Consider the following 20,677-nt stretch of genomic DNA (forward strand, 5'->3'; position numbering starts at 1 on the left):
ATAGTCTCAGTAAGAACTATTTATATTTTACTACTGCTATTAGCTTAATTATTTTGATGTTTTATTTGTGGGTTGGTTGGCTCAACTACAATAAAATTAAAAGTGATTATCGTAATGAATTGCAGTCGGAGTTATATGCTATTGATGCTGAAATCATTAGAGCATTAGATTATATTTCCTATCTGTCTATCTTTATTGAAAATCAGGTAAAACATTATAATAGCGGTTTAAAGAATGAGGCTGAGTTAGCAGATTTAGCCAAATTATTTGTTAAGTTGGATTATGATTATCGTAAACTGAATCTGCCTCCCATTTCACGATTTACCTGGGTAAATCCAAATAGAGAAATTATTATTAATAGCCAGTTGGGTTTGCTAAGCAAAGATAAAATTGTAAGCTTGGCTCATAGAAAAAGTATTTATTTTGCGCGTAAAAATCCATCTAAAGTAGTGGTGGATGAACCATCTTATGGTACCCTTTCTAAGATTTATTTGTTGCCGGTGGTGAAGGCGGTATGCGATAATATTACCGGGGAGTTGATTGGCTATATTAATATTGGGTTATCAATCGGAGGGCTATCTAAGTATTTTGAAGGTTCAATGAATACTAAAGAAATTTCCTATATTATATTTACTGAAAGCGGTACGGTTATCACCCAATCGTCCAAGCATAAAATTAAAGTTCCCAAAACATTTTTTATAGAGGAATTTGCAAATGGCATTCCTAAAAAGCTGAAATTTAATGGGGTTGAGTACGCAGCTGTTTATAAGTCATCCAAATATCCAGTAATTATTGCTGTAGGATACTATCCTTCAGTTATATGGGCTGATATTAAAAACAGTTTAAGTCTGCAGATAGCTCCTTTTATATTAATGTGTATTTTGTTTATTGTCATTCTTTATGAATTTCGTAACCGCTTATTTAAGCCGCTGTTTAATTTAACTAAATGTGCGGATGAAATTTCTAGAGGGAATTTAGATGTAGAAATTCCGCAATTAGAAGTAATTGAGCTAGATAACTTTGCTACCCAGCTTGGTAAAATTAAAAGTTATATTAATGAAATTATTGAGATTGAAAATCAACTACGGTTTGCCAAGCTAGAGGCAGACCGAGCTAATAATGCAAAATCCCAGTTTTTAGCTAATATGAGTCACGAACTTAGAACACCGCTTTTTACGGTTACGGGTTATGCTGAAGCCATTAAAGAACAAATTTATGGCCCGGTTGGGCAGGAATATTTAATTGCTTCAGATAATATACTTTATGCAGGCCGCCATTTACTTACCTTAATTAATGATATTTTAGATTTATCTAAAGCTGAAGCTGGTAGTATGGAATTGCATGAAGATTATATTGATGTAGTAAAAAACATTACTGGGTGTCTGCAATTTATTTTGCAAATGGCAAATAAGAAAAATATTAAAGTGATTAACCAATCAGATGAAATGTTACCTCTTTTATATGCGGATGAGCTAAGATTTAGGCAAATTATTTTAAATATTATCTCTAATGCAATTAAATTTACAGACACAAATGGGTTAATAACTATTAACACTTTTATAGATAATAATAGCCAGCTGAAAATTTTAATTAAAGATAATGGGGTGGGCGTAGATGAAGGTGAGATACCACTGATATTATCAGAATTTGGTCAGGCCCGTAATGCTTATTTACGTACGGATTATCAAGGCACGGGGCTGGGATTACCTCTTGCTATTAAATTTACCAAGATGCATGGTGGCCAATTAGATTTTCATTCGGAAGTTGGTAAAGGAACTGAGGTTATAATTACTTTCCCTGCTTTCCGTTTAAAAAGAGAGTGTGAGAATAATGAACAGCTTAGGATAGTTTAGCTTAGTTATTAGCTAGGATGCATGTAATAAGCTGTGAATCCCTATAATTTTTTATCATTAAGTTTAACGTATTGCGGTAGGTTTTGTCTGAAGGGTTTTAAATCAAATTTTGAGAAATATCTGTTTCATTTTTCTTAGAACATATACGGTATGCCTCTCGGCCCAGCTATTTTTTTGATTGCTATGCCATTCCCTGGCAATTAATTCAAAAGAGTTATCAGAGTTTAATTGTTGCTGAACTTTTTCTTCCTTTTTAACTACCGAAGGATCAATATTATTTACAGGCTGCCTTTTGGCTTGCAGGCTCTTTTCTCTTTACCACCAAAGCGATATTTCAAACGCCAATACTTGCTGCTACTCGGCATAACCTCAAGGTATAATCCCTTCTCATCGGACAGTTTACGGGCTTTATCGCTAGGTTTAGCATGTATCCGTTAGCATGGGGGCATCTCCATTAATGCGGAGGAATTGTTGCCCCCAATTATGGCCCCAAATACCCCCGGATGTTAATATACTATGTTGGATATTATTGGACGATGATTTAACTCAAAAGGCGCTTTTTATCAAGGGTTTCTGGATTATATTGGACTTTGTAAGATATGAAGCTGGCGGTGGGGTGGCGTTCATATTATAGGTGAAGTAGCTTGATTTCCCTAAGGTTGTTATTTAGGTTATTTACAAGGTACCCTCAAAAGTACCCACAGAAGATTTTTTGTATTACAGGTTCTTGCTGATTTTTGTAAAAATTTATCTGCTAGTGTTCTTATAGTCTTATATGAAAATTGCTATAATAAATATTTGTTTGAAATATTTTCTCTCTAAATTATAAGTTAATAATCTAAACTGATAAAGCTTATAAAAAACAATGGAAGAAGCAAAAAAGATAAAAAAGTATAAGAAATTTAAATCCCTAAAATATCCATTCGGTTTTGATAAAAATGAAGAAATCTTTTATCCATGGGTTTGGGATAAAGTACAAAAGAAGAAACTTCCAAATGATAAAATTCAAACAGGCAATAAATGCAATTTAACATATAAAAATGTAAAGCTATCTTATGCTAAAAACTCTGAAACACCTCATTTTAAATCTCAAAAAGGAGAAAACATAAATCAAGAAAATCAAGCTTCGATAAATATGAGTGCTTCTCACTATTTAACCCAGTTGTTAGTTCAGAAAAAAAAGGAAGTACCAATACCAAGCACACAAAGATATTTAATTAATCAAAATATTTTGAATAACTGGTTATATGACGGGCATAAAATATTTCATAGAAAGAATAAAGCAAAAGAATACTATAATTTCAAGGAATTTATTTTAGAGCAAACTAAGTTTAATGAGCAAAAAGATTATAAACATAATCTTTTAGAGATAGATTATGGTGGAGAATATTTTGGCATCCATAGTATAGAGATCAATATTTCAGGTGCTAATTTAATTGATAATGCAGTAAATCATGATCTCATAAAAAATAAATTAACTCATGATCAAGAGGTGACTTCATTTAGAAAAAAAGTATTCGATATAGTTGCTTATGATATTAATATAGAACCTATACTCATAATAGAAATTATTGTTAATTCTGATATTACGGAAGAGAAATATGAATTAATGAAAATGATTGATATTCCAAGTATTAAGGTTAATATTAAGGAGCTTGATCCATATGATCCCGAGACGGCTTACCCATTAACACATGATAATAGCTCGTGGGTCCATAATCCTAAATTCGAAAATGAAATAAATTTATTATCCCAAATAGCGCAGATACAATTAGCGAAAAATTACGAGATTTATCTCAAAGAGCAGAAGGAAAAGCTTAGTTTATTATTCATACCAGAAGTGCAAGATTATACTAATCTGGCATCCCAAATTACTGAAGTTATTCAAATAAAAGAGCAATCATTAGAACCAACTTTTCAACCTACTGTAGATCGAGCTAAATTATCTATCTTTCAAAGACTCATATCTTTTCTGAAATATAATTGGTTTAAAATAAGATGGTAAGATAAATTAAATTATCAAAAAGCATCCTCCATTGATGTTGCGCTTCTTAATTTTTCATATGTTGTATATCTATGTCCCTGTGAAGCCTTAACCCTACCATTAGGAACCAACCTTAGTGGTTTAATTTCTTGGGGAGCTTCAGAAAAATATACAATATATTTGTCGGTATCTTTGTAAGGTTTAATAGACTGTATTTTTGCAATATGAGTTATAGCCGAAATAGGTGCAACCTGATACAGCGCAAGGTATTTGAGATTTGGTATTATAGCAGCACTAATTCTTAAAGCCCACCAACAATGTTGCTTAATAAAAACTTCCTCTACTCCCCATGGTTTTGCCGAAGCAACAATTGTATCAATATCACTCACCGCAATATCTTGTTTAGACAATTTAAGCGATTGCTGAATTTCCTCTAAAAACGGTGTGAACTTATAAATACATTCGTTCTTAGAATTTTTAAACCTTTCAAGAGTAATAACCTCTATAGGAAAATTAAATTTATTTTTTAAAACGGCCGCAAGCTTATCATGAATTTGATCAATTATTACAAGTATGCAAAACTCCTGCCCAAAAATAAGATGCTCAAGCATTCTATCAATATTAGGAAAGTTGGAATTTCTAAGATAATTTTGACAAATTTCATTTATCTCTTTATCGCTCTCAATAGTTTCTCTAAGAATTTTCTTAACTAAAAGCCCATCATCTTCATATGATAAATTAATTCTCAACAATTGAGAGGCAATGTGCCTTATAGAATCATGTGACGCCAGTTCAACTTCAACAACATACAGCCTTGGTTTATTAGGGCTACTAAAGTCTAACAAATACCCATCAGGAATACTTTGATGTTGATTTTTCTTACCCAAACGCTTTTTAATATTAAGATAAATGTGGTCCTTACCAAAAAGTTTATTGCGAACTTCCCATACAGCTTCCTCAAGCTCTGTTTCTAAAGAAAAAGGAAATTCATAGTATTCATGTTTATTATTCCAGAGCATTATTTCCTCACACTATCTTCAACAATCCTAATTTCCTCATCTGTAAGACCGTAGAGTTTGTAGACTATGGCATTTATTTCTTTGTCGGTTGCTTCAATCTGCCTTTGAATTTTGGTTTTGTCATTGGGGTTATTGGTGGATAGAAGCTTCTTATTCAGCTCAAGCATATTTTCTGCAAGTGAGGATAGTTTATCATGAATGGCTTTGTCTGGTTTTTTGGATAGGTCGAGTTTTGGGATTGGGAAAGCCTCTAAATATCTGTTTTGAAATCTAAAATATCCACCACGTAATGTATGTGCAGTTTGCGCAATGAAAAACTTCAATATACTAGAATTAAGTAAACCCAAGTAAAATAATTTTGATCCCATACTATCCGTTATAGAAATAGTATATACTGTAGTAGTATGGTACATTGTACCATCAGCATCGAATGTTAAATTTGGTGAATTTGCAATTTCAGGAGTCATGATTTTAGGTGTAGCAAACTCTACTAAATTTTTAGGATAAATATACGCATAAAAATTCTCATGCTTCATCCTACTATTTTCACGTTTCTCCAGCTCGTCTTTATTTTCTAGTAGATATTGCCATCCGAGGGGATAATTAGCTTTCAAGTAATCTTGCGACATTAAATTTGCTTTGCCATTTTCAAGAAGGTATGGAAATATCACAACATTTTTAGGTGATGGTTTACTGTATCTTTTAACATCCTTACCCATCAAAAATGGTTTTATTAAATCATTTTCAATTTCTATTTCTTTATCTAAGGATTTTGAATAACACGTTGAGGTATGTTTAGATTGCTTTATTAACTCTAAAACATAAATTTTATCAGCGCTTGTTTGTAACCCAACAAATATCTTTCTAGTAACATCTTTAAGCCTTAGTGGTAATTTAGAGATTGTATCTAATACTTTTTGCTTATCATTGGATAAAAAATGCCAATTATTATCAACTTCAGGCTGGTTTAGTGAAATAAAATTTTTATTTAAGGTTTTATCATTTTTAATATTTAGGGCAATATCTGATTCTAGTATTGCATAGTCAAACTTTTTATTAAATGCTTTTTTAAGGATAGTAATAGCGGTATAGGTAGTTGCTCCATCAAATATTTGAGCACTACCGAAACTAACAATTTTGTGCAAAGCTTTATTACTCGCTAAGTAGTTTCTTAGCTTTTGCCCCATTTCAGATTGGAAAAATTTATGAGGCTGGATAAAGCCTAAGTAGCCTTTAGATTTAAGCAAGCTGAACCCTTTTTCATTAAATAAAATGTATATATCAAAGTTTTTATCAGCAGACATATATTCGGATTTAAAGTAAGCTACTGAACTGCCAAACATTTCCTGTAAAGTTTGAATACGTGCATACGGCGGATTTCCCACTACTGCATCAAAACCGCCATCTTTGAATACCAGAGGAAACTCGCTTTGCCAGTCAAACGGGTTTACGCGTGTCTTTTCTTCTTCTGATTGATTTGGATATTTACTATAAAAATCTGTTCCTACTAAAGAATTACCGCATTTTATATTATCCCCTAAATCAGGTAATGCTCTTTCTTTAAATAACTTAAGCTGCTCGCCTACAGTTTCCTGGGTTTCATTCTCTAAAACCTTAATAAGCAGTGATAGCTTACTTACCTCAACAGCCTGTGAATCAATATCCACTCCGTAAATATTATTGGTAAGGATTTTTTTGCGTTCGGAAATAGTTAACTTATAATTACTGTCCCCAATTTTATAGAACTTATCCTTATACTTTTTAGGGTGGTTTACATAATAATCTAAATGCCAGTTAAGTAAAAATTGGTAAGCTCCTAGTAAGAATGAGCCTGAACCACAGGCAGGGTCAAGCACTCTTATCATGCTTACTTGTTCTGGCGTTTTATCTTTAAGTAATTCACCTATAGTATTTTTAATAATATAATCGACAATATAGCTTGGAGTGTAATATACCCCTCCGGCTTTTTTCACTTCAGGCTTTTGTTCAATTTTTACACTTTTACCAGTAGAAGATACAGTAATTACCTGTCCTAAAAATCTTTCATAAATATTACCCAAAATTTCAGGAGGTAGAGCTGAAAATTCATAGGGACACGGATAATACATTGAAGCGATAATTTCCTTTAATGGTTTATCATCAATTTTAAGATTAGGAGTTATAGAATCTTGATAATTAGCTCTGCCTTTTTCTAATTTAAAATGAAATAGGCCGGAATTATATTTATCATCTGCTTCTCTAAAAACATTACGAACTAGCTTTTGATATATATCTTTATTTTTGGAAGTATTAAGTAATCTATTCTCATCTTCAATTTTTCTATCTTCACAAATTCTTAGGAATATAAGACGATCAATGATCATCTGAACTGCGTAGTTTAAATCTTTTTCGGCTATTGAGTGATTATTAGAAATAATGTTTTTAGCAAGCAACTCACGCCATTTTTCAATATCTTTTAAAAACTCTTCATCTACCGGAATAACACCTTTTTTAGGGCGCTTTTCTACAAAATGATCAAAGGAACCTTTAAGAATGGCATCCTTTGAAAATACTCCTGCTATCTCATCCCATTTATCAATATACTCATCAAAGGTATAATGCATGATAATAGAATTGCTGGGCTTATCATCATGCAAAGGTTTTATACGCGTATCGTAAACTGCAAATTCTTTAAAGTTGGTAATAATGCTAATAGGTAGTTTAGCGTTCCAGCCATATTTTCTAATTTGCAGAACTGATTTTTCATCTTTTGCTATGTTGATTGTAGGCTTTTTTGCTTCTACAAAAAACTTTCGAACTCCGCCTATCCTAAAAGTATAATCAGGCCTTTTTAAAGATTCCTCAGATGACTTAATAATATCTTCAGTGACAACTTCTCTATAACTTGGAGAGTACCCTTCTTTGTTTCTTATATCCCAATTAAGAGCTTCAAAAAGTGAATCAATATAGTCAGTTCTAGTTTGGGCTTCGTTATAGCTGTTAATTTTGCCTAGATGCATTAAATGATCAAACTTTTCTACTAGATGCTTTATCGAATTGGGCACTGTCATTGTTAACTCATTAATACAAATATATTAATATGTTAACCTATAAAGATATATTTCTCAATTTCTAATTTATTAAGGATGTTGGGCGGTTGCTTATATTATTCTTTATCTTGAATCAATATCCTTCTAGCCATTTCTTTTAAAGCTTCATTATTAATTTTCAGCAATGGTTTTGTATTAGTATGTTCAACAGCTAAAACTTTATCTGTCTGACCAAGATAAACTTTACCGAGATGAATTAACATTTTTATGTTACCATCCATTGCTACTTCCATTTGTTTCATTCTGATTAAGAAGTTTCTAAGAGCATAACCTTGGTCAAAGCTTGCTTTAGTATCAATATCTTTTAGTAACGTTCCATAAAATGCATCATTTGATAAACCTAAGTAATGACGAATACCTTCTTTAGAGCAATTCATGGCAGCTAAACATATTATCTTATCTTTATCATCTTTCCTTAGTATGGTTTTACTGCGTGGTCTACCCTTTGGATTATTCGATTTCCTCACTTTTTACTCCGTTAACTAAAATTTAATTATTACCAATACCCCACCTTTTAAATGTTTGAATAGTTTGTACATATTGTTCTTCTGGTGGGTTAGAGCTACCTTTTAATAATAGTTCATTTTCAAGGTAAAGGCTTGTTATTTCATTAAAGGCAGCTTTCTTTGCTTCATTGATATCTACTCCACCATCATAATACATTATACTTACTCGTTCTTCATATAATTCTTGGTAATACTCTTTTGAAGTATGTGAATTATTTAGTATCAACAAGCTTTTAATGCTTAGTATTTGCTGGGTGGCGCAGGTGGCGTTATTTTGGTAATTATTATAATTGTTTATAATAGCTAATTTGTAATCATTTAGGAAACCTGTGGGTTTTACCTGAGTTAAATTAGTATTTTCTGTAATATTACATAATTTGTTTGAAAACTGTGCCACCGTGCCACCTTTAATATGTGTTGTTTAATTTAATGCCTTGAAGTAAACGTTTGCCTTGTTCTCCTTTGACTGGCATAACATTAAACTTCTTTAGTCTGATAGTAAGTTTTTGATGTGAGTAAGGCATTTTATGTCCATTATCTTCTGCCCAACTTTGGTATCGCTGATATAGTTCTTTAGACGATACTTTGCCTTCACCTAAGGTGCAACATTGCTCAAGAAATTGTAATATTTGATCTGTAGCATGCTTCCATTCTCGAATTAATTCATCTGAAGAAGGAGGAATAGAGAAATGACCACGGCTTAATAATCCTTCTAAAGCGTTTAGTATTAGATTAAAGATGCCAGCCTTTTCTTGTTCCAATTTTTTTGGAAGAACGGTATCAATTTCCTCCCTTTTAAATTTTCGGTTAAAAGGAAGTATAATTGCTCTGCGGTCAATTGCATCACTATGGTCCCTGGAGTGAGGTAGATGGTTAGTAGAAAATACTGGAGTTGCATAAGGTTCAAATTCGAAAGGTTCTTGATATTTACGCTGAGCTATCATTCTTTCTCCTGAAGTTATAGTTTTAATAGCTTCATCTGGAAGTTGCTCTCCTTCTGCTATTTCGGTAACAATGTTAGCTAGCTTGCCGTGTAATTCTGCAGTTAGAAACTTATCTGCAAGTTGAGAAAGTTTTACAGAGGATATATTATCAGCACCTAACAAGCTCTTTATTATGTTTAGTAATACTGATTTGCCATTGCCTCCTTCACCAACTAAGATAAAGAATTTTTCAAATCTACAGTCTTTAAGAAGCATGTATCCCATCATCTCTAGTATTAATATCTTTTTGATTTCTTTATCTGGATCGTAAGCAAAAATTTCTTCTAAAAATTGCTCACATCTAGGTGCAGTAGCATTGGGATCATAATCAACATTTAAACAAGTCGTATTATACAAAGATTTATCATGAGACTTTTCGGTAAACTTCCCTTCTTCCCATACTAAGCGAAGGTTTTTTGCAATGATTGATTCAATATCCTGATCAAGTTTAATATTAGGATCATATAATTCTGTTTTAATTAAATCTAAAATTGACTCAGATTTTTGCTTAGATATATAGTTAGAGCTTCTTAACGTATGGGAGATAATCTTTTTAACTTCTCTTTCGCTAATTTTTTCCCATTTACACTTTTTATATTTATATGGTTTGTCATTGATATATTTAATATCCTTTCTTGATAAAGAATTGATCACCTTATTGGCGATAGCTAATTGGTTCTCAATTAAATAATATATCTTCCAATCTATGCCCTTATTTTGGCAGTATTCCTCAAGTTCTTCCAATAATTCACTTACAGGTAATTTATGTTCATTTGCTAATAAACTGAGCATTTCGAGTTGTTGTTTCTTAGTAAGTTTATAACAAAGGATCGTTTGTTCGGCTTCTATCAAAAATTCTTTGTTTTGCTTGATAGGTTTTGTAGAAAGATCTATGCTATAAGTGATGCTAGGTAAGTTATTTCTTATCCATTCAGCTGTGATGCCTCCTTCAAAGGCATCACATAAATCATAACCACTAGGTGTATTATTAAAGTTAGCTGGTAATATCATTTTTTAGCTCCCACAGTTTTTCAGTTTGTATAATATTAATTTCTTTCACTCTGATATTTTTTAGAATTTCAATAACCTTATTGTAGTACTTAATGCCAGCTTCATCGCAATCATAGCTTATGTATACAATACGGTTGTGTAGTATACTCCAATCAGATTTATCAGCTGCATTGCTTCCTCCAGATGAGGTGGTTGCTACCCATTCTGGAAAAGCTTTTTTTGCTGCTTCTGCGGTTTTTTCTCCTTCAACTATTAAAATAGATTTTTCTGGATAATGAATAATATCAGGAAGGTTATATAGAGGCCTTATAAAATCTGGCCATTTGTTAACCCATGTGTATGTGCCAGTTAAAAATTCTACATAGCAGTAAGGAAATATTTTTTTATCATTTTGACCAGGTTTTGGTCCCTTAATATTTCTGCGTAACACATAGAAGCTTAATTTGTTAATATCAACATAATAAGGATATATGCTACTAGGCTCAATCTTCTTTAGAATATCACTAAAGCAATTAGCATCTTCAGGAACTATGTTAAGCACTCGTTTGATATTCATATCCTTTCTCCTATAATATCTAACAATTCAAGCAGAGCTTCTTTTTGGGATTTGCGGCTTAGGTATGCATAGAAGGAAATTATATCATTTCCCCCGATGCCTTCAGCAAATTCACACCATTTACCTGTTCTTAAGTTAAATTTGAAAGAACCTAAATGTTTATCAGCTCTATTAGGATTAGTAGCTACATATTCATTACCAATCACTTTCCCACCAGGAAGTATCCTGGGTAAAATGCTGCTATGATTTCTCTCTAGAATGGCTCTGCCTTTTTGAAAGATATCTTTTTTGTAAGAATATTTCTTTCTCATTACATTTCTCCTTGTTCTTGGTTAAATTTATTAATCAAGGCTGTAATGTCTTCTGCACGCCATGCAGTAATACGAGGGCCAAGTTTAACAGGCTGCGGAAAGCGACCTGCCTTGACGCCTGCCCACCAAGTGGATTTGCCCACAGGGATAACCTGTAAGATAATTGGAAGCCGGATGTATCCGATTTCTGGTATGTAACATCTATTTTTACAAGTCATAATTAAACCTTATTTTTAAATTAAATATATTCAGAAAATAAATATTTTAAGGTTTATAATATATAACAGAAAAGCTTGCCGCCGTTCTAGGAATAAAGGAGGAAGTAAGGAAAAAAGGAATGCTTAGGGATAGGCTAGGGAAGGATTAAGGGCAAATTGAGGATATAACAAGGAAGAAATAGGGATAAATTATAAGCTTAGATGATTGGACAATATGTTACTTTCTCTCCTTTTTTAATTCTGAGACTTTATTCATATAGCTTTTATATTCTCTTGGTACATCATCACCTTGAGAATTAACAATTATAATACATTTACCATGTTTAATATCTTTGATATCTTCATATGCTAGGCTATTGTTTGTCTTTTTATCTTGAATAAATTTGCATAATTGCTTTGCATTTGGAGTTTGTCGATTCTCAATATAGTAATCATTGAATGGTAATAAAATTATAGATTTTAAACTATCATCTCTTGATAAAGTTTGGTTGTTATTTGGTTTATTTGAATTACTATATCCATAGTTTTGAATTATATCATTTAATTCATTATTTTTACTTTGTAATACAGTTATTTTTTGTTCAGATTCATATTGATAATTTTTATATCTTTCTTCCCAATCAATAAAATTACTATGCTTTTTTAATAATTCCTCAAGCTCATTAGGAACCTCTAAATCATTATTTTTAGCCCATAATATAAAATCTGCTGGTTTTATTGGGTTTGTTAGCGCCCCTGTGCCTAGTGCTCTATATGCAAGTAAGTAAAGTTGAGCATAATGAGCAGAAAATTTATTTGGATTTACATATTGTATTGTTCTCTCCATGGTGTGAACATGCGGGTCGCACGAGAAGAAGCTTCCTATGCTATACTGTAAAGCGATAGGATCTAATCCAAATATTAGAGCGATGGCTTCATCTGTTCTCCAAGTGGGTAGCTTAGCATAAAATTCAAAATTAACTTTTTTTGTAGAAGGTGGGAAATCATATTGCTTTTCTATCTTGCTGTATTCTTCATAAAACTCTTGTTCAGAAAGTGATCTTAATTTTATTTCATATTCTTTTGCGTTATCCAGATATAATTGATCATTGGTAGAGAATTCATGATTAAGTCGGCATGATTCTCTATAAATCTTTTGCCTAAATGGAAAAGCATACTGTATTAAATACTGCATTTTATCTTCTCTATCTTTGCATACAATAGTCATATTATTACCATAAGTTGGGTTGTTTTTTGTTATCTATTTATTTCTATCAATGCGTATAAATAATCCGCCCACCATTGCATCATTTCTCGGCGCTCTGGTAAATACTGGGCATGGTTATAGCTTGCTCGTACTTTATTACGTTCGGCATGAGCAAGTTGTCTTTCTATAATATCCGGTCTAAATCCGTGCTCATTGAGAATAGTGGAGGCTGTAGCTCTGAAACCATGGGGAGTTGCTCTACTATGATAACCCATCCGATACATAGCATATAGTAGCGTATTCTCGCTTATAAAGCTTAATGGTTTATTGCGATTAGTAAATAAATGCTCTCTATAACCACTTATTAGCTTTAATTCTTGTATGATATCTATTGCTTGATTTGATAAAGGTACAATGTGAGGTTCACGCATCTTCATTCGTTCTGCGGGTATACGCCATTCTTTCTTTTCTAAATCGATTTCTTCCCACCTAGCACCTCTTAATTCCCCTGTGCGTACAAATGTAAGTATCAATAACTTTAAAGCTAATTTTGTTTGTAAATCCCCATCATATAATGCAAGCTTTTCTAAAAATTCTGGTAGTTCCTTTGCTTCCAACCTTGAATAATGTTCTTTTTTACGAGTTTGGAGAGCTCCTCGTAGATCAGATGAAATATCACGTTCTGCTCTGCCCGTTGCAACAGCATATCTAAAAATTTGTCCGCAAGTTTGTAGCGCTCGCTTGGCAATATCAATAGCTCCTCTTTTTTCTATATCTCGTAATACTAAAAGTAATTCGGGTGGTGTAACAGTATTGATTGATTTGAAGCCAAGTTTAGGAAATATATCAGCTTCTAATCTTCTTAGAACATAATTGGCATGCCTTTCTGCCCAGCTATTTTTCTGATTGTTATGCCACTCTCTAGCTATTAGTTCTAAAGAATTCTCAGTGTCTAACTGTTGCTGAATTTTTTCTTCTTTTTTCACAACAGAAGGGTCTAAATTAGCTCTAATAAGTTTACGCGTTTTATCACATTTATCTCTAGCTTCTTTGAGCGAGGTTTCTGGATAAACTCCAAAAGAAATTTCTTTTTCTTTGCCACCAAATCTATATCTAAAACGCCAATATTTACTACCAGTAGGCTTTACTAGTAGGCAAAGTCCTTTTCCATCTGCTAATCTATATTGCTTCTCTAAAGGTTTAGCATGTTTAATGGTAATATCATTAAGTGACATGTGGGTATCTATTATATATTTCTCAATTGGTACCCACATAGTCACCCATAAAATCTCTGGTTTTAGTGGGATGATATTAAATCATATTGGACAATGATTTAGCCTAATAGGCGCTTTTTGTCAAGGGTTCCTGGATTTTATAGGGCTGTATAAGATAAGAAGCTGGCGGATGGGGTGGGATTCGAACCCACGGTACGGTCACCCGCACGCCGGTTTTCAAGACCGGTGCCTTCAACCACTCGGCCACCCATCCGTTTTTGGTAATGCAATTTTAATATCATAGTTATTTTTTTTTGACAAGTGTATAGTTAAGCGTGATAGATGGTAGGGAATAAAACGTTATAACTATACTTAGCAATGAATAGGAGCCATATATATCATGTTGCTCGATATATTTTGCTTTTTATAGTCTTTTGTTACCACTATGCTCTCTTTTGAAGAAAGCCGCTAAGCTTCTATGAGATGTATAAAGTGGCTAGTAAGTAATGTATGCTGCTTATCTTGCTATCTTCTTACAGAATCTTGATAAACTTATGTTAAGTTTGAAAATAATAGCCTAGAAAGAACTGGGCCATTAAGCTTATTTATTTAAACATCTTTCTTTTTTGCTTCTGCAATTTTTCTAGCATCATTGATCGTTTCAGTGGAGGGGCGTAATCTAAAAATGTTTTACCTAAAGTGTAATCAATTTCGTGTTGAATACAGGTTGCAAGTAAGCCGCTTGCTTCAATAATATTTTCTTGATTGTTTAGATCTTGATATATTAATTTAATATTTTTAGGGCGAGAAATAGTTACAAACGTTTTTGGAAAGGAGATAGATCCTTCTGTATAGCTAAATAATTCAGTGGAATGTTCGATTATTTCAGGGTTAATCATTACGAGTGGATTTCTAGTAGTCACATCATCTTTTTTGTAATTAACATCGATTACTATTATCCGTTTTAATACGCCAACTTGAGTGGCTGCCATGCCTATTCCCTGATGAAAGTAAACGGTATCTATTAAGTCGGCAGCAAGCTTTGTAATGGTCTCATCAATAATGATGATGTTTTGAGAACGTTGTTTGTAAATTGGATCGGGAGCTATAATTAAAGGTAAAATTGCCATAGATGCTATTTTCTTAATATTTAAATGTTAGAGATTATTGCGCTTTTTTGACGATATTATACAATGTTGAGTAATTGAACAGATGCTATATAATTTATAAATAGCTTACCATTTAAATGATCAACTTTATGCTGAATAATTCTTGCAAGATACCCCTTAGCCGCTTCTTATATTAACTTGCCTGTAAGATCATAAGCGGAATAATAACTTTTTCAAGTAAGCAATATAGATAATAAAATCTTGGAATGATATGTTTAACGCTAGTATTTATTGTCATTATTGAAGCTCTATAATAATATAATTTTTCATAAATATAGATAATAACAAAAATATACAGAGCAAAGATTAATTCCTATAATGATTGGTAAGTTTTATATTAAATGGTTGGGATGAAACATTATTTTTTTCAGATAAGAGTTTGTTTATTGCACTTTTTATGCACGAGGAATTAGCGCTGTAAATGTTTTATCAGCAGAAAGTGCTTTAAAGATGTTTCTTTGGCTGAAAATATACAAGAAAAAGATAAGGTAGCTTATTGAGCAGATAGCTGAAATAGGCGGCGGCCTACTAAACATGCCCAATAAGATTTTAGAGTACTCCAGATGTGTATTTATGACCTAGATGATTTTGTATTGGCAAGTTGCCATATGACCATACCTTAAATGCAAGAGTTATAACACCGTGGATTTAAAGCTGTGGTAAAGAATTTTTCAATTGTTATGGGCGAAAATTTTACTAAATATATCAGGATTGTGAATGAGTGATAATTCCTATTTTATTGAGTACCAAGATACTATCATTAATCTTCAATTATTATTTTGTAACCGCAAAACTTTAGGGATTACAGTTTATCCTAACAAATCGGTGGTAGTAAGAGCTCCTAAAGGAAAAAAACCGGAAGATGTGATATTAAAAGTTAAAAATAAAGCTGCTTGGATTAAGGGCAAGCTAGATAGCTATGCACAAGCAATTGTTTCTAGAACGGAAAAAAAATATATAGAGCATGAGATACATCCGTTTTTAGGAAAATCATATCGGTTAAAAATAGAGAAGGGGTTGATTAATTCAGCTAGGTTGGTCGAGGGTTATATTGTTATAACATGTGCAGGGTTAGTTACAGTTTGTAAAATCAAGAGTTCTCTAGAGAAATGGTATCACTTACAGGCTTATAATAAATTTCATGAAATTATTGAAAAATGTTGTGAGCAAATTAAATTATCTTCTCAGTTAAAGCCAAAACTTATCTTAACAAATGTGAAATCCTTTTGGGGTAGCATGTCTACTAAGGGTGTAATGAAGTTGAATATTCAACTAATTAAATATCCTGAAGAATGTATTGAATATGTAGTGATGCATGAATTATGTCATATCTTCCATCATAATCATGGAGCCGGGTTTTATAAATTGTTGGTAGAGTATCTGCCAGATTGGAAAGCAAGAAAACATAAACTCAGGTTGTTAGCTCAGCAGCACTATATATCTTGATTCTAATCTTATAGTATGGAGACCTTACTTAGTATAGCTACTAAATTATTATTTTTAACTTCTCAAATTATACTGTTAACGTATACGGCTTTAAAATTGTCTAATATATCTTAGGTTATATTTCTTATAAAAAGCTCTTTTAGTATGATTACCTACTAATATAAAAATATTTTTGAAGTAAGCCCTCTGTTATGCTAAAATATTTGTTCGTTTTCATCTAACAATATGTATTAAGCCTCAATTGTTCAAAAATCTTTGCAGAATCTAGAATAAATTTTTATTAATATTCAAAAATGAGTATCTTCATTTCGGAGATCTCAATTTAATAATCATTGTAAACATGCCATTCTATACTGTAATAGGGGTTGTATAGGTAAATTTTCTGCCATTTTTACAATTTTCTTTTTCCTTATCTCATAGCTGGGTGTTCTGCTTATTTTATTTTGGTTTGGGTTGATATAGTTTTCTTTGATTCAGATAAACGTTTTAAGAAAGCTTTCAGCTGATCTTTTATAATGGAAAAATCAAATGGACTTTTTTTGTGGCTCTTAGCCTGTTTTTCAAGAGCTTCAATGGCTTTGTTTAAGCTTGCATACTCTTCATCTTTGCCAGCATATCCAAGCTCTCTTGCTCGTTCGAGTTCATGTCGTGTGCTACTCATCAGCTTCAATGCTGCCTCTCTATCTTTTTCGTGTTTTTCTTCTGCCATTGCTAACATGAGTTTGGCATTGATTATAGGAAGTGGTAGCACTTGATCGACAACAACTAAGGTATGAATTGCTACATCTAGCTCTGTAATTGATTCATTGATCTTCTTTTGATCTAGTAAACGTGCGGCTTCTTTTAGTGCTGTTGGATACATAGCTAAAGGTAAGTTATAAGTACGAATATTAATTTCACTCCGTAGTATATCCAATAGCAAGCGTGCTTCAGGATAATTTTTATTGCCTAATAATTTCTCCGCGTCTTTGCTGATCTCCTTAATATTTTGTATAATTACAGGAGCGGTGTCGATTAACTTAACTTCAAAATCTATTGGCAGTATAGACTTTTCTGGGTAGCGGGCTAGCAAGATGTTGATTTTACCAGTTGCATGTTCAATGGCAGTTAAAGCTTCATTTTCTTGTCCCTTATTAAGAGCGGTTAGAGCTTTTTTGGTTTCCTCTAAAGACTCTATTGCATCGCGTACAAGTGTTTTTCGCGCTTCCTCTTTGGCTTGCTCATGTTGTTGTTCAATTTCTGAGCGGGCTAGCGCTTCGCTTTGAGCTTGTGAGGTTTGAAAATTGTCAGCAAAGGACAGCGCTTGTGGCAGATAAGGGGTTGAAGTGGATATGGAAAGAATTATGCTTAACCACGAAACTCGTAGAGTTTTAAAAATAAGTATAATGGGTTTAAATGTGAATGGATTCATAATGAAACTCCTTTTGATTGTTATATTACTAAATGATATTGTTTGTATATTGCTTGATTAAGTTACCTCCATGTTGGTGTTGGGGTTCTTTCTAGATTAAACAGCTTAAAAGCTAGCAGTAGTAACACAATGCCGGAAATACAGGCGTTAGAACCGATAAACAAACCTAATGTTATTAGGCTAGCCATTGGGTTAAGCCAGAGTAGTATAAGAACGCTTATCCCAACTATTATAGAAAGGGCGCCACTTAATCCAAGAAGCCATTCCCCTTGAATTTCTTGGCGTAACCTTACCGCTGCAGCAATCTCTGAAATACCAGTGGAAATGGACCAAATTGAAAGTGTAGTCCACAAAAATGCCATAAGACCTATGGAGGATATCTGAGGTTTAACCAGCATAGTAAGTCCGGCTATGATGCCAAGCACTCCTGAAAGTACCAATCCTCCCCAATGATGTCCTTTGCTGGCTCGATTGATACCGGAGATTAAACTAAAAATACCATCCATGATAGTGTAGATACCAAAGATGATCGTCATAACTACTATAGTTGTAATTGGCATATATATAGCTATGCCACCGAAAATAATGGAAATAATACCACGTAGAGCAAAAACCCACCAATTTGGTGCCAGGGAGCAAAGGTTAGATTGTGGAGTGCCATGCTTTAAATTTTTTTTCATGATATACCTTATAAACCAATTGTAAGTAGATCATTTACCGTGGTAACCACAGGTGTAAACCAAGCTGCTATTTTAGCTTCTTCTGCTTCATTAAGATTTCTTCCCCTAGCTTGTAAAGTGGCTGCGTTTATATTAACATCGGCTTCAATGTTGTTTGTGTAAATCCTGGCATTGCGCTCAAATTCTTTAATGAAATCTTCTTTTATATTAGCTGGCGGGGTATTAGATGTTACAATAATATTATTGGTAATGTTGGTTATACCGGTGATATAGCTCACTGCCTTTTTAGCTCTCTCTTTTTGAAAATAATATTCCACCTCGCCGGTTAAGATTAAGTGGCCATTTTCTACCGTTACTTTAATATCTTCAGCTGTGACAAAGATATTCCAACGTAAGGCATTCATTGCGCTTTGGACTATATAAGCATCGCTGCGTTTATAAGTGGCGGTTAAATCTACCTCTAATTGATTCACCACCACTTTTATATTTTCGATCTTTTTTGCTACTTCTTCTGCAATATATTTTTCTGGATAGCTTTTTACTTTTCCTTTAAAGATAACTGCTCCGTTATTTTTAATAAAAATGGTGATGCCCGATTCATCAAGGTTTGGTTCAACTTTTAATTTATCCATAATCTTGGTATGTAATTTATCGTAATGTTTCATGCTATAACCTTAAATAAAAATGGTTAAAATTTTTACTTTAATCTTTGTTGCTTATGTCTTTATATTGTGCAGTGTATAATTAAAATTGAATTGAAGGCTAAGTTAAGTTTGATAAAGTTTATACGTTTATGAGGAGCTGAATTGCGGGCAATAGAGCAGGACACCTTATAAATGATTGCTGAGGCAAGGAATGAATTTAATACTTAACAAATAAGTGACTTGTAAAAAATAAGCACAAAATTAACTATGCGGCTTAGCTTAATAGAAATGGAGTAAACAAAAATATCTATCAATGAAAGCTATAAGTTTTAATTCGGTGAAATACCAATATTATTATCGGAAGATTGATTGTGAGTTTTATAATGGCCAATTAAATAATAACCTACATAAAAGAGTGGCGTGCTTAAAATTGAAATAATAATTTTAAAGAATAAGTTATCCCAAAAAATTACTGCAAATTGGTCACGTGCAATAATATTAAAAGCATAAAGTAATGATTGTACACAGATATTATCTACAATTTGAGCAATGATGGTGCTTAAATTATTACGAAGCCAAATATGTTTATTTCCGGTAATGTTTTTAATGAATACAAAGATTTTTACATCAATTATTTGCCCTATTGCTACGGCTGTTAGAGAAGCAAAAAAAGCTAAGTAAAATACTCCAAATACTTTATCAAAAAGTTGATTATCTACTTTTGACCAAGTAGTAGCAGGCAGGAAATTGCATCCCATTACCATTAACATAATAATGGTGGCAATAATTATCCCATTTCTAATAGTATTAAAGGCATAGGCCTTGCCATAAAACTCAGAGATAAGATCACTTATAATAAAAGTAATAGGATAAAGCAATACTCCTACTGAAATTTCAAAATTGTAAATTCCAAAAAAATTAAGCGTTATATATTTCTGAAAAATCAAATTAGCCGTAACAATTGACGTAGCAAACAAGCTGCTTAAAAATGTGTACAAAAAATTTTGATTCATTAATAACTATTGTTGTAATTAAAAAATGAATATAGCAAAAATCAAGAATTAGAAAAGTTTTTCTTATATGAAATTATAGGTTAAGTTGTAAGGTTAGAAGTGATAATACACATAGAATATATATCACATTATGGAATGTATGTTTTTGGCAATTGAGCAGAATGATAATATTTTGCTGATAAAAACTAAAGGAGCCTACTAAGCTAAATGCCTGGCAGTTGGCCTAGAAGCAGGTTAACAAGGGAAGTGCAAAAAGAAACGGGTTTGTATAATTAATTTAAAACAATTAGTTACTTATATCCATTTTCATTGAATAAATAAGCAATATGTATAGGTACCATATATAAGTGGAAGTAATAGCTGGTAAGCTTAAAGGTAATGAGG

General features: G+C 32.5%; 19 protein-coding genes, 1 tRNA gene and 1 pseudogene. 3 read left to right on the plus strand and 18 right to left on the minus strand.

Translation table 11 applies throughout. The features are described 5' to 3' along the window. Positions 1-56: 56 nt before the first annotated feature. Positions 57-1,853 (plus strand): sensor histidine kinase, encoded by a 1,797-nt coding sequence (locus EF513_RS04950; protein WP_164503831.1) that lies wholly within the window; start codon positions 57-59, stop codon positions 1,851-1,853. Positions 1,854-2,131: 278 nt separating this feature from the next. Here EF513_RS04950 and EF513_RS08155 read toward each other — a convergent pair whose 3' ends face one another. Next, positions 2,132-2,284 (minus strand): Arm DNA-binding domain-containing protein, encoded by a 153-nt coding sequence (locus EF513_RS08155; RefSeq protein WP_125216852.1) that lies wholly within the window; start codon positions 2,282-2,284, stop codon positions 2,132-2,134. A gap of 434 nt (positions 2,285-2,718) precedes the next feature. On the opposite strand from EF513_RS08155, the gene EF513_RS04960 reads away from it, so the two are divergent. Continuing rightward, positions 2,719-3,858, plus strand: a complete 1,140-nt coding sequence (locus EF513_RS04960; protein WP_125216308.1) for a hypothetical protein — start codon at positions 2,719-2,721, stop codon at positions 3,856-3,858. A gap of 14 nt (positions 3,859-3,872) precedes the next feature. Here EF513_RS04960 and EF513_RS04965 read toward each other — a convergent pair whose 3' ends face one another. The 13 genes and pseudogenes from EF513_RS04965 to EF513_RS08160 all read right to left on the minus strand — a co-directional run. Further along, a complete protein-coding gene (locus tag EF513_RS04965) occupies positions 3,873-4,856 on the minus strand; it encodes a hypothetical protein (RefSeq protein WP_125216309.1) in 984 nt (327 codons plus the stop codon). Continuing rightward, complete coding sequence (locus EF513_RS04970) at positions 4,856-7,906, minus strand: Eco57I restriction-modification methylase domain-containing protein (protein WP_125216310.1); 3,051 nt, start codon at positions 7,904-7,906, stop codon at positions 4,856-4,858. The genes EF513_RS04965 and EF513_RS04970 overlap by 1 nt, the downstream gene beginning before the upstream one ends. 95 nt (positions 7,907-8,001) lie before the next feature. After that, a complete protein-coding gene (locus EF513_RS04975; protein ID WP_125216311.1) occupies positions 8,002-8,412 on the minus strand; it encodes a hypothetical protein in 411 nt (136 codons plus the stop codon). Positions 8,413-8,434: 22 nt separating this feature from the next. After that, positions 8,435-8,848, minus strand: a complete 414-nt coding sequence (locus EF513_RS04980) for a hypothetical protein (RefSeq protein WP_125216312.1) — start codon at positions 8,846-8,848, stop codon at positions 8,435-8,437. A gap of 10 nt (positions 8,849-8,858) precedes the next feature. After that, complete coding sequence (locus tag EF513_RS04985) at positions 8,859-10,445, minus strand: DNA primase family protein (protein WP_125216313.1); 1,587 nt, start codon at positions 10,443-10,445, stop codon at positions 8,859-8,861. Next, positions 10,429-11,001: a toprim domain-containing protein gene (locus tag EF513_RS04990; RefSeq protein ID WP_125216314.1), complete on the minus strand. Its 573-nt coding sequence runs from the start codon at positions 10,999-11,001 to the stop codon at positions 10,429-10,431. The genes EF513_RS04985 and EF513_RS04990 overlap by 17 nt, the downstream gene beginning before the upstream one ends. Next, on the minus strand, positions 10,998-11,312 hold the full coding sequence (locus tag EF513_RS04995; protein WP_125216315.1) for a hypothetical protein: 315 nt from the start codon (positions 11,310-11,312) through the stop codon (positions 10,998-11,000). Before EF513_RS04995 ends, EF513_RS04990 begins: the two co-directional genes overlap by 4 nt. Then, complete coding sequence (locus tag EF513_RS05000) at positions 11,312-11,530, minus strand: helix-turn-helix transcriptional regulator (protein ID WP_125216316.1); 219 nt, start codon at positions 11,528-11,530, stop codon at positions 11,312-11,314. Before EF513_RS05000 ends, EF513_RS04995 begins: the two co-directional genes overlap by 1 nt. A 217-nt stretch (positions 11,531-11,747) precedes the next feature. Further along, positions 11,748-12,737, minus strand: a complete 990-nt coding sequence (locus EF513_RS05005; protein ID WP_125216317.1) for a hypothetical protein — start codon at positions 12,735-12,737, stop codon at positions 11,748-11,750. 29 nt (positions 12,738-12,766) lie between these two features. Beyond that, complete coding sequence (locus EF513_RS05010; RefSeq protein ID WP_206425188.1) at positions 12,767-13,990, minus strand: tyrosine-type recombinase/integrase; 1,224 nt, start codon at positions 13,988-13,990, stop codon at positions 12,767-12,769. A 124-nt stretch (positions 13,991-14,114) separates the two neighbouring features. Then, positions 14,115-14,204 (minus strand) — tRNA-Ser (locus tag EF513_RS05015). A 331-nt stretch (positions 14,205-14,535) separates the two neighbouring features. Continuing rightward, positions 14,536-15,060, minus strand: a complete 525-nt coding sequence (gene def / locus EF513_RS05020) for a peptide deformylase (protein ID WP_125216318.1) — start codon at positions 15,058-15,060, stop codon at positions 14,536-14,538. A gap of 56 nt (positions 15,061-15,116) precedes the next feature. Further along, positions 15,117-15,212: pseudogene (locus EF513_RS08160) on the minus strand (peptide deformylase); the annotation flags it as partial. A gap of 604 nt (positions 15,213-15,816) precedes the next feature. Between EF513_RS08160 and EF513_RS05030 the strand changes: the two are divergent. After that, entirely contained in the window at positions 15,817-16,545 is a 729-nt protein-coding gene (locus EF513_RS05030; RefSeq protein ID WP_125216319.1) for a M48 family metallopeptidase, read from the plus strand. Between the two features lie 433 nt (positions 16,546-16,978). Here EF513_RS05030 and EF513_RS05035 read toward each other — a convergent pair whose 3' ends face one another. The 4 genes from EF513_RS05035 to EF513_RS05050 form a co-directional block, all read right to left on the minus strand. Next, complete coding sequence (locus EF513_RS05035) at positions 16,979-17,956, minus strand: YfdX family protein (RefSeq protein WP_125216320.1); 978 nt, start codon at positions 17,954-17,956, stop codon at positions 16,979-16,981. Positions 17,957-18,018: 62 nt separating this feature from the next. After that, positions 18,019-18,636 carry an HdeD family acid-resistance protein gene (locus tag EF513_RS05040; RefSeq protein WP_125216321.1) on the minus strand — a complete coding sequence of 206 codons (618 nt, stop codon included), beginning with the start codon at positions 18,634-18,636 and terminating at the stop codon, positions 18,019-18,021. Positions 18,637-18,644: 8 nt separating this feature from the next. Beyond that, positions 18,645-19,301, minus strand: coding sequence for a BON domain-containing protein (locus tag EF513_RS05045; protein WP_125216322.1), 657 nt, complete (start codon positions 19,299-19,301; stop codon positions 18,645-18,647). A 308-nt stretch (positions 19,302-19,609) separates the two neighbouring features. After that, the gene (locus EF513_RS05050) at positions 19,610-20,293 is read right to left on the minus strand and encodes a queuosine precursor transporter (RefSeq protein WP_125216323.1); all 684 of its coding nucleotides are present in this window, start codon (positions 20,291-20,293) and stop codon (positions 19,610-19,612) included. Between the last annotated feature and the right edge of the window lie 384 nt (positions 20,294-20,677).

This window comes from Rickettsiales endosymbiont of Stachyamoeba lipophora, assembly GCF_003932735.1.
Lineage (GTDB): Bacteria > Pseudomonadota > Alphaproteobacteria > Rickettsiales > 33-17 > RICK01.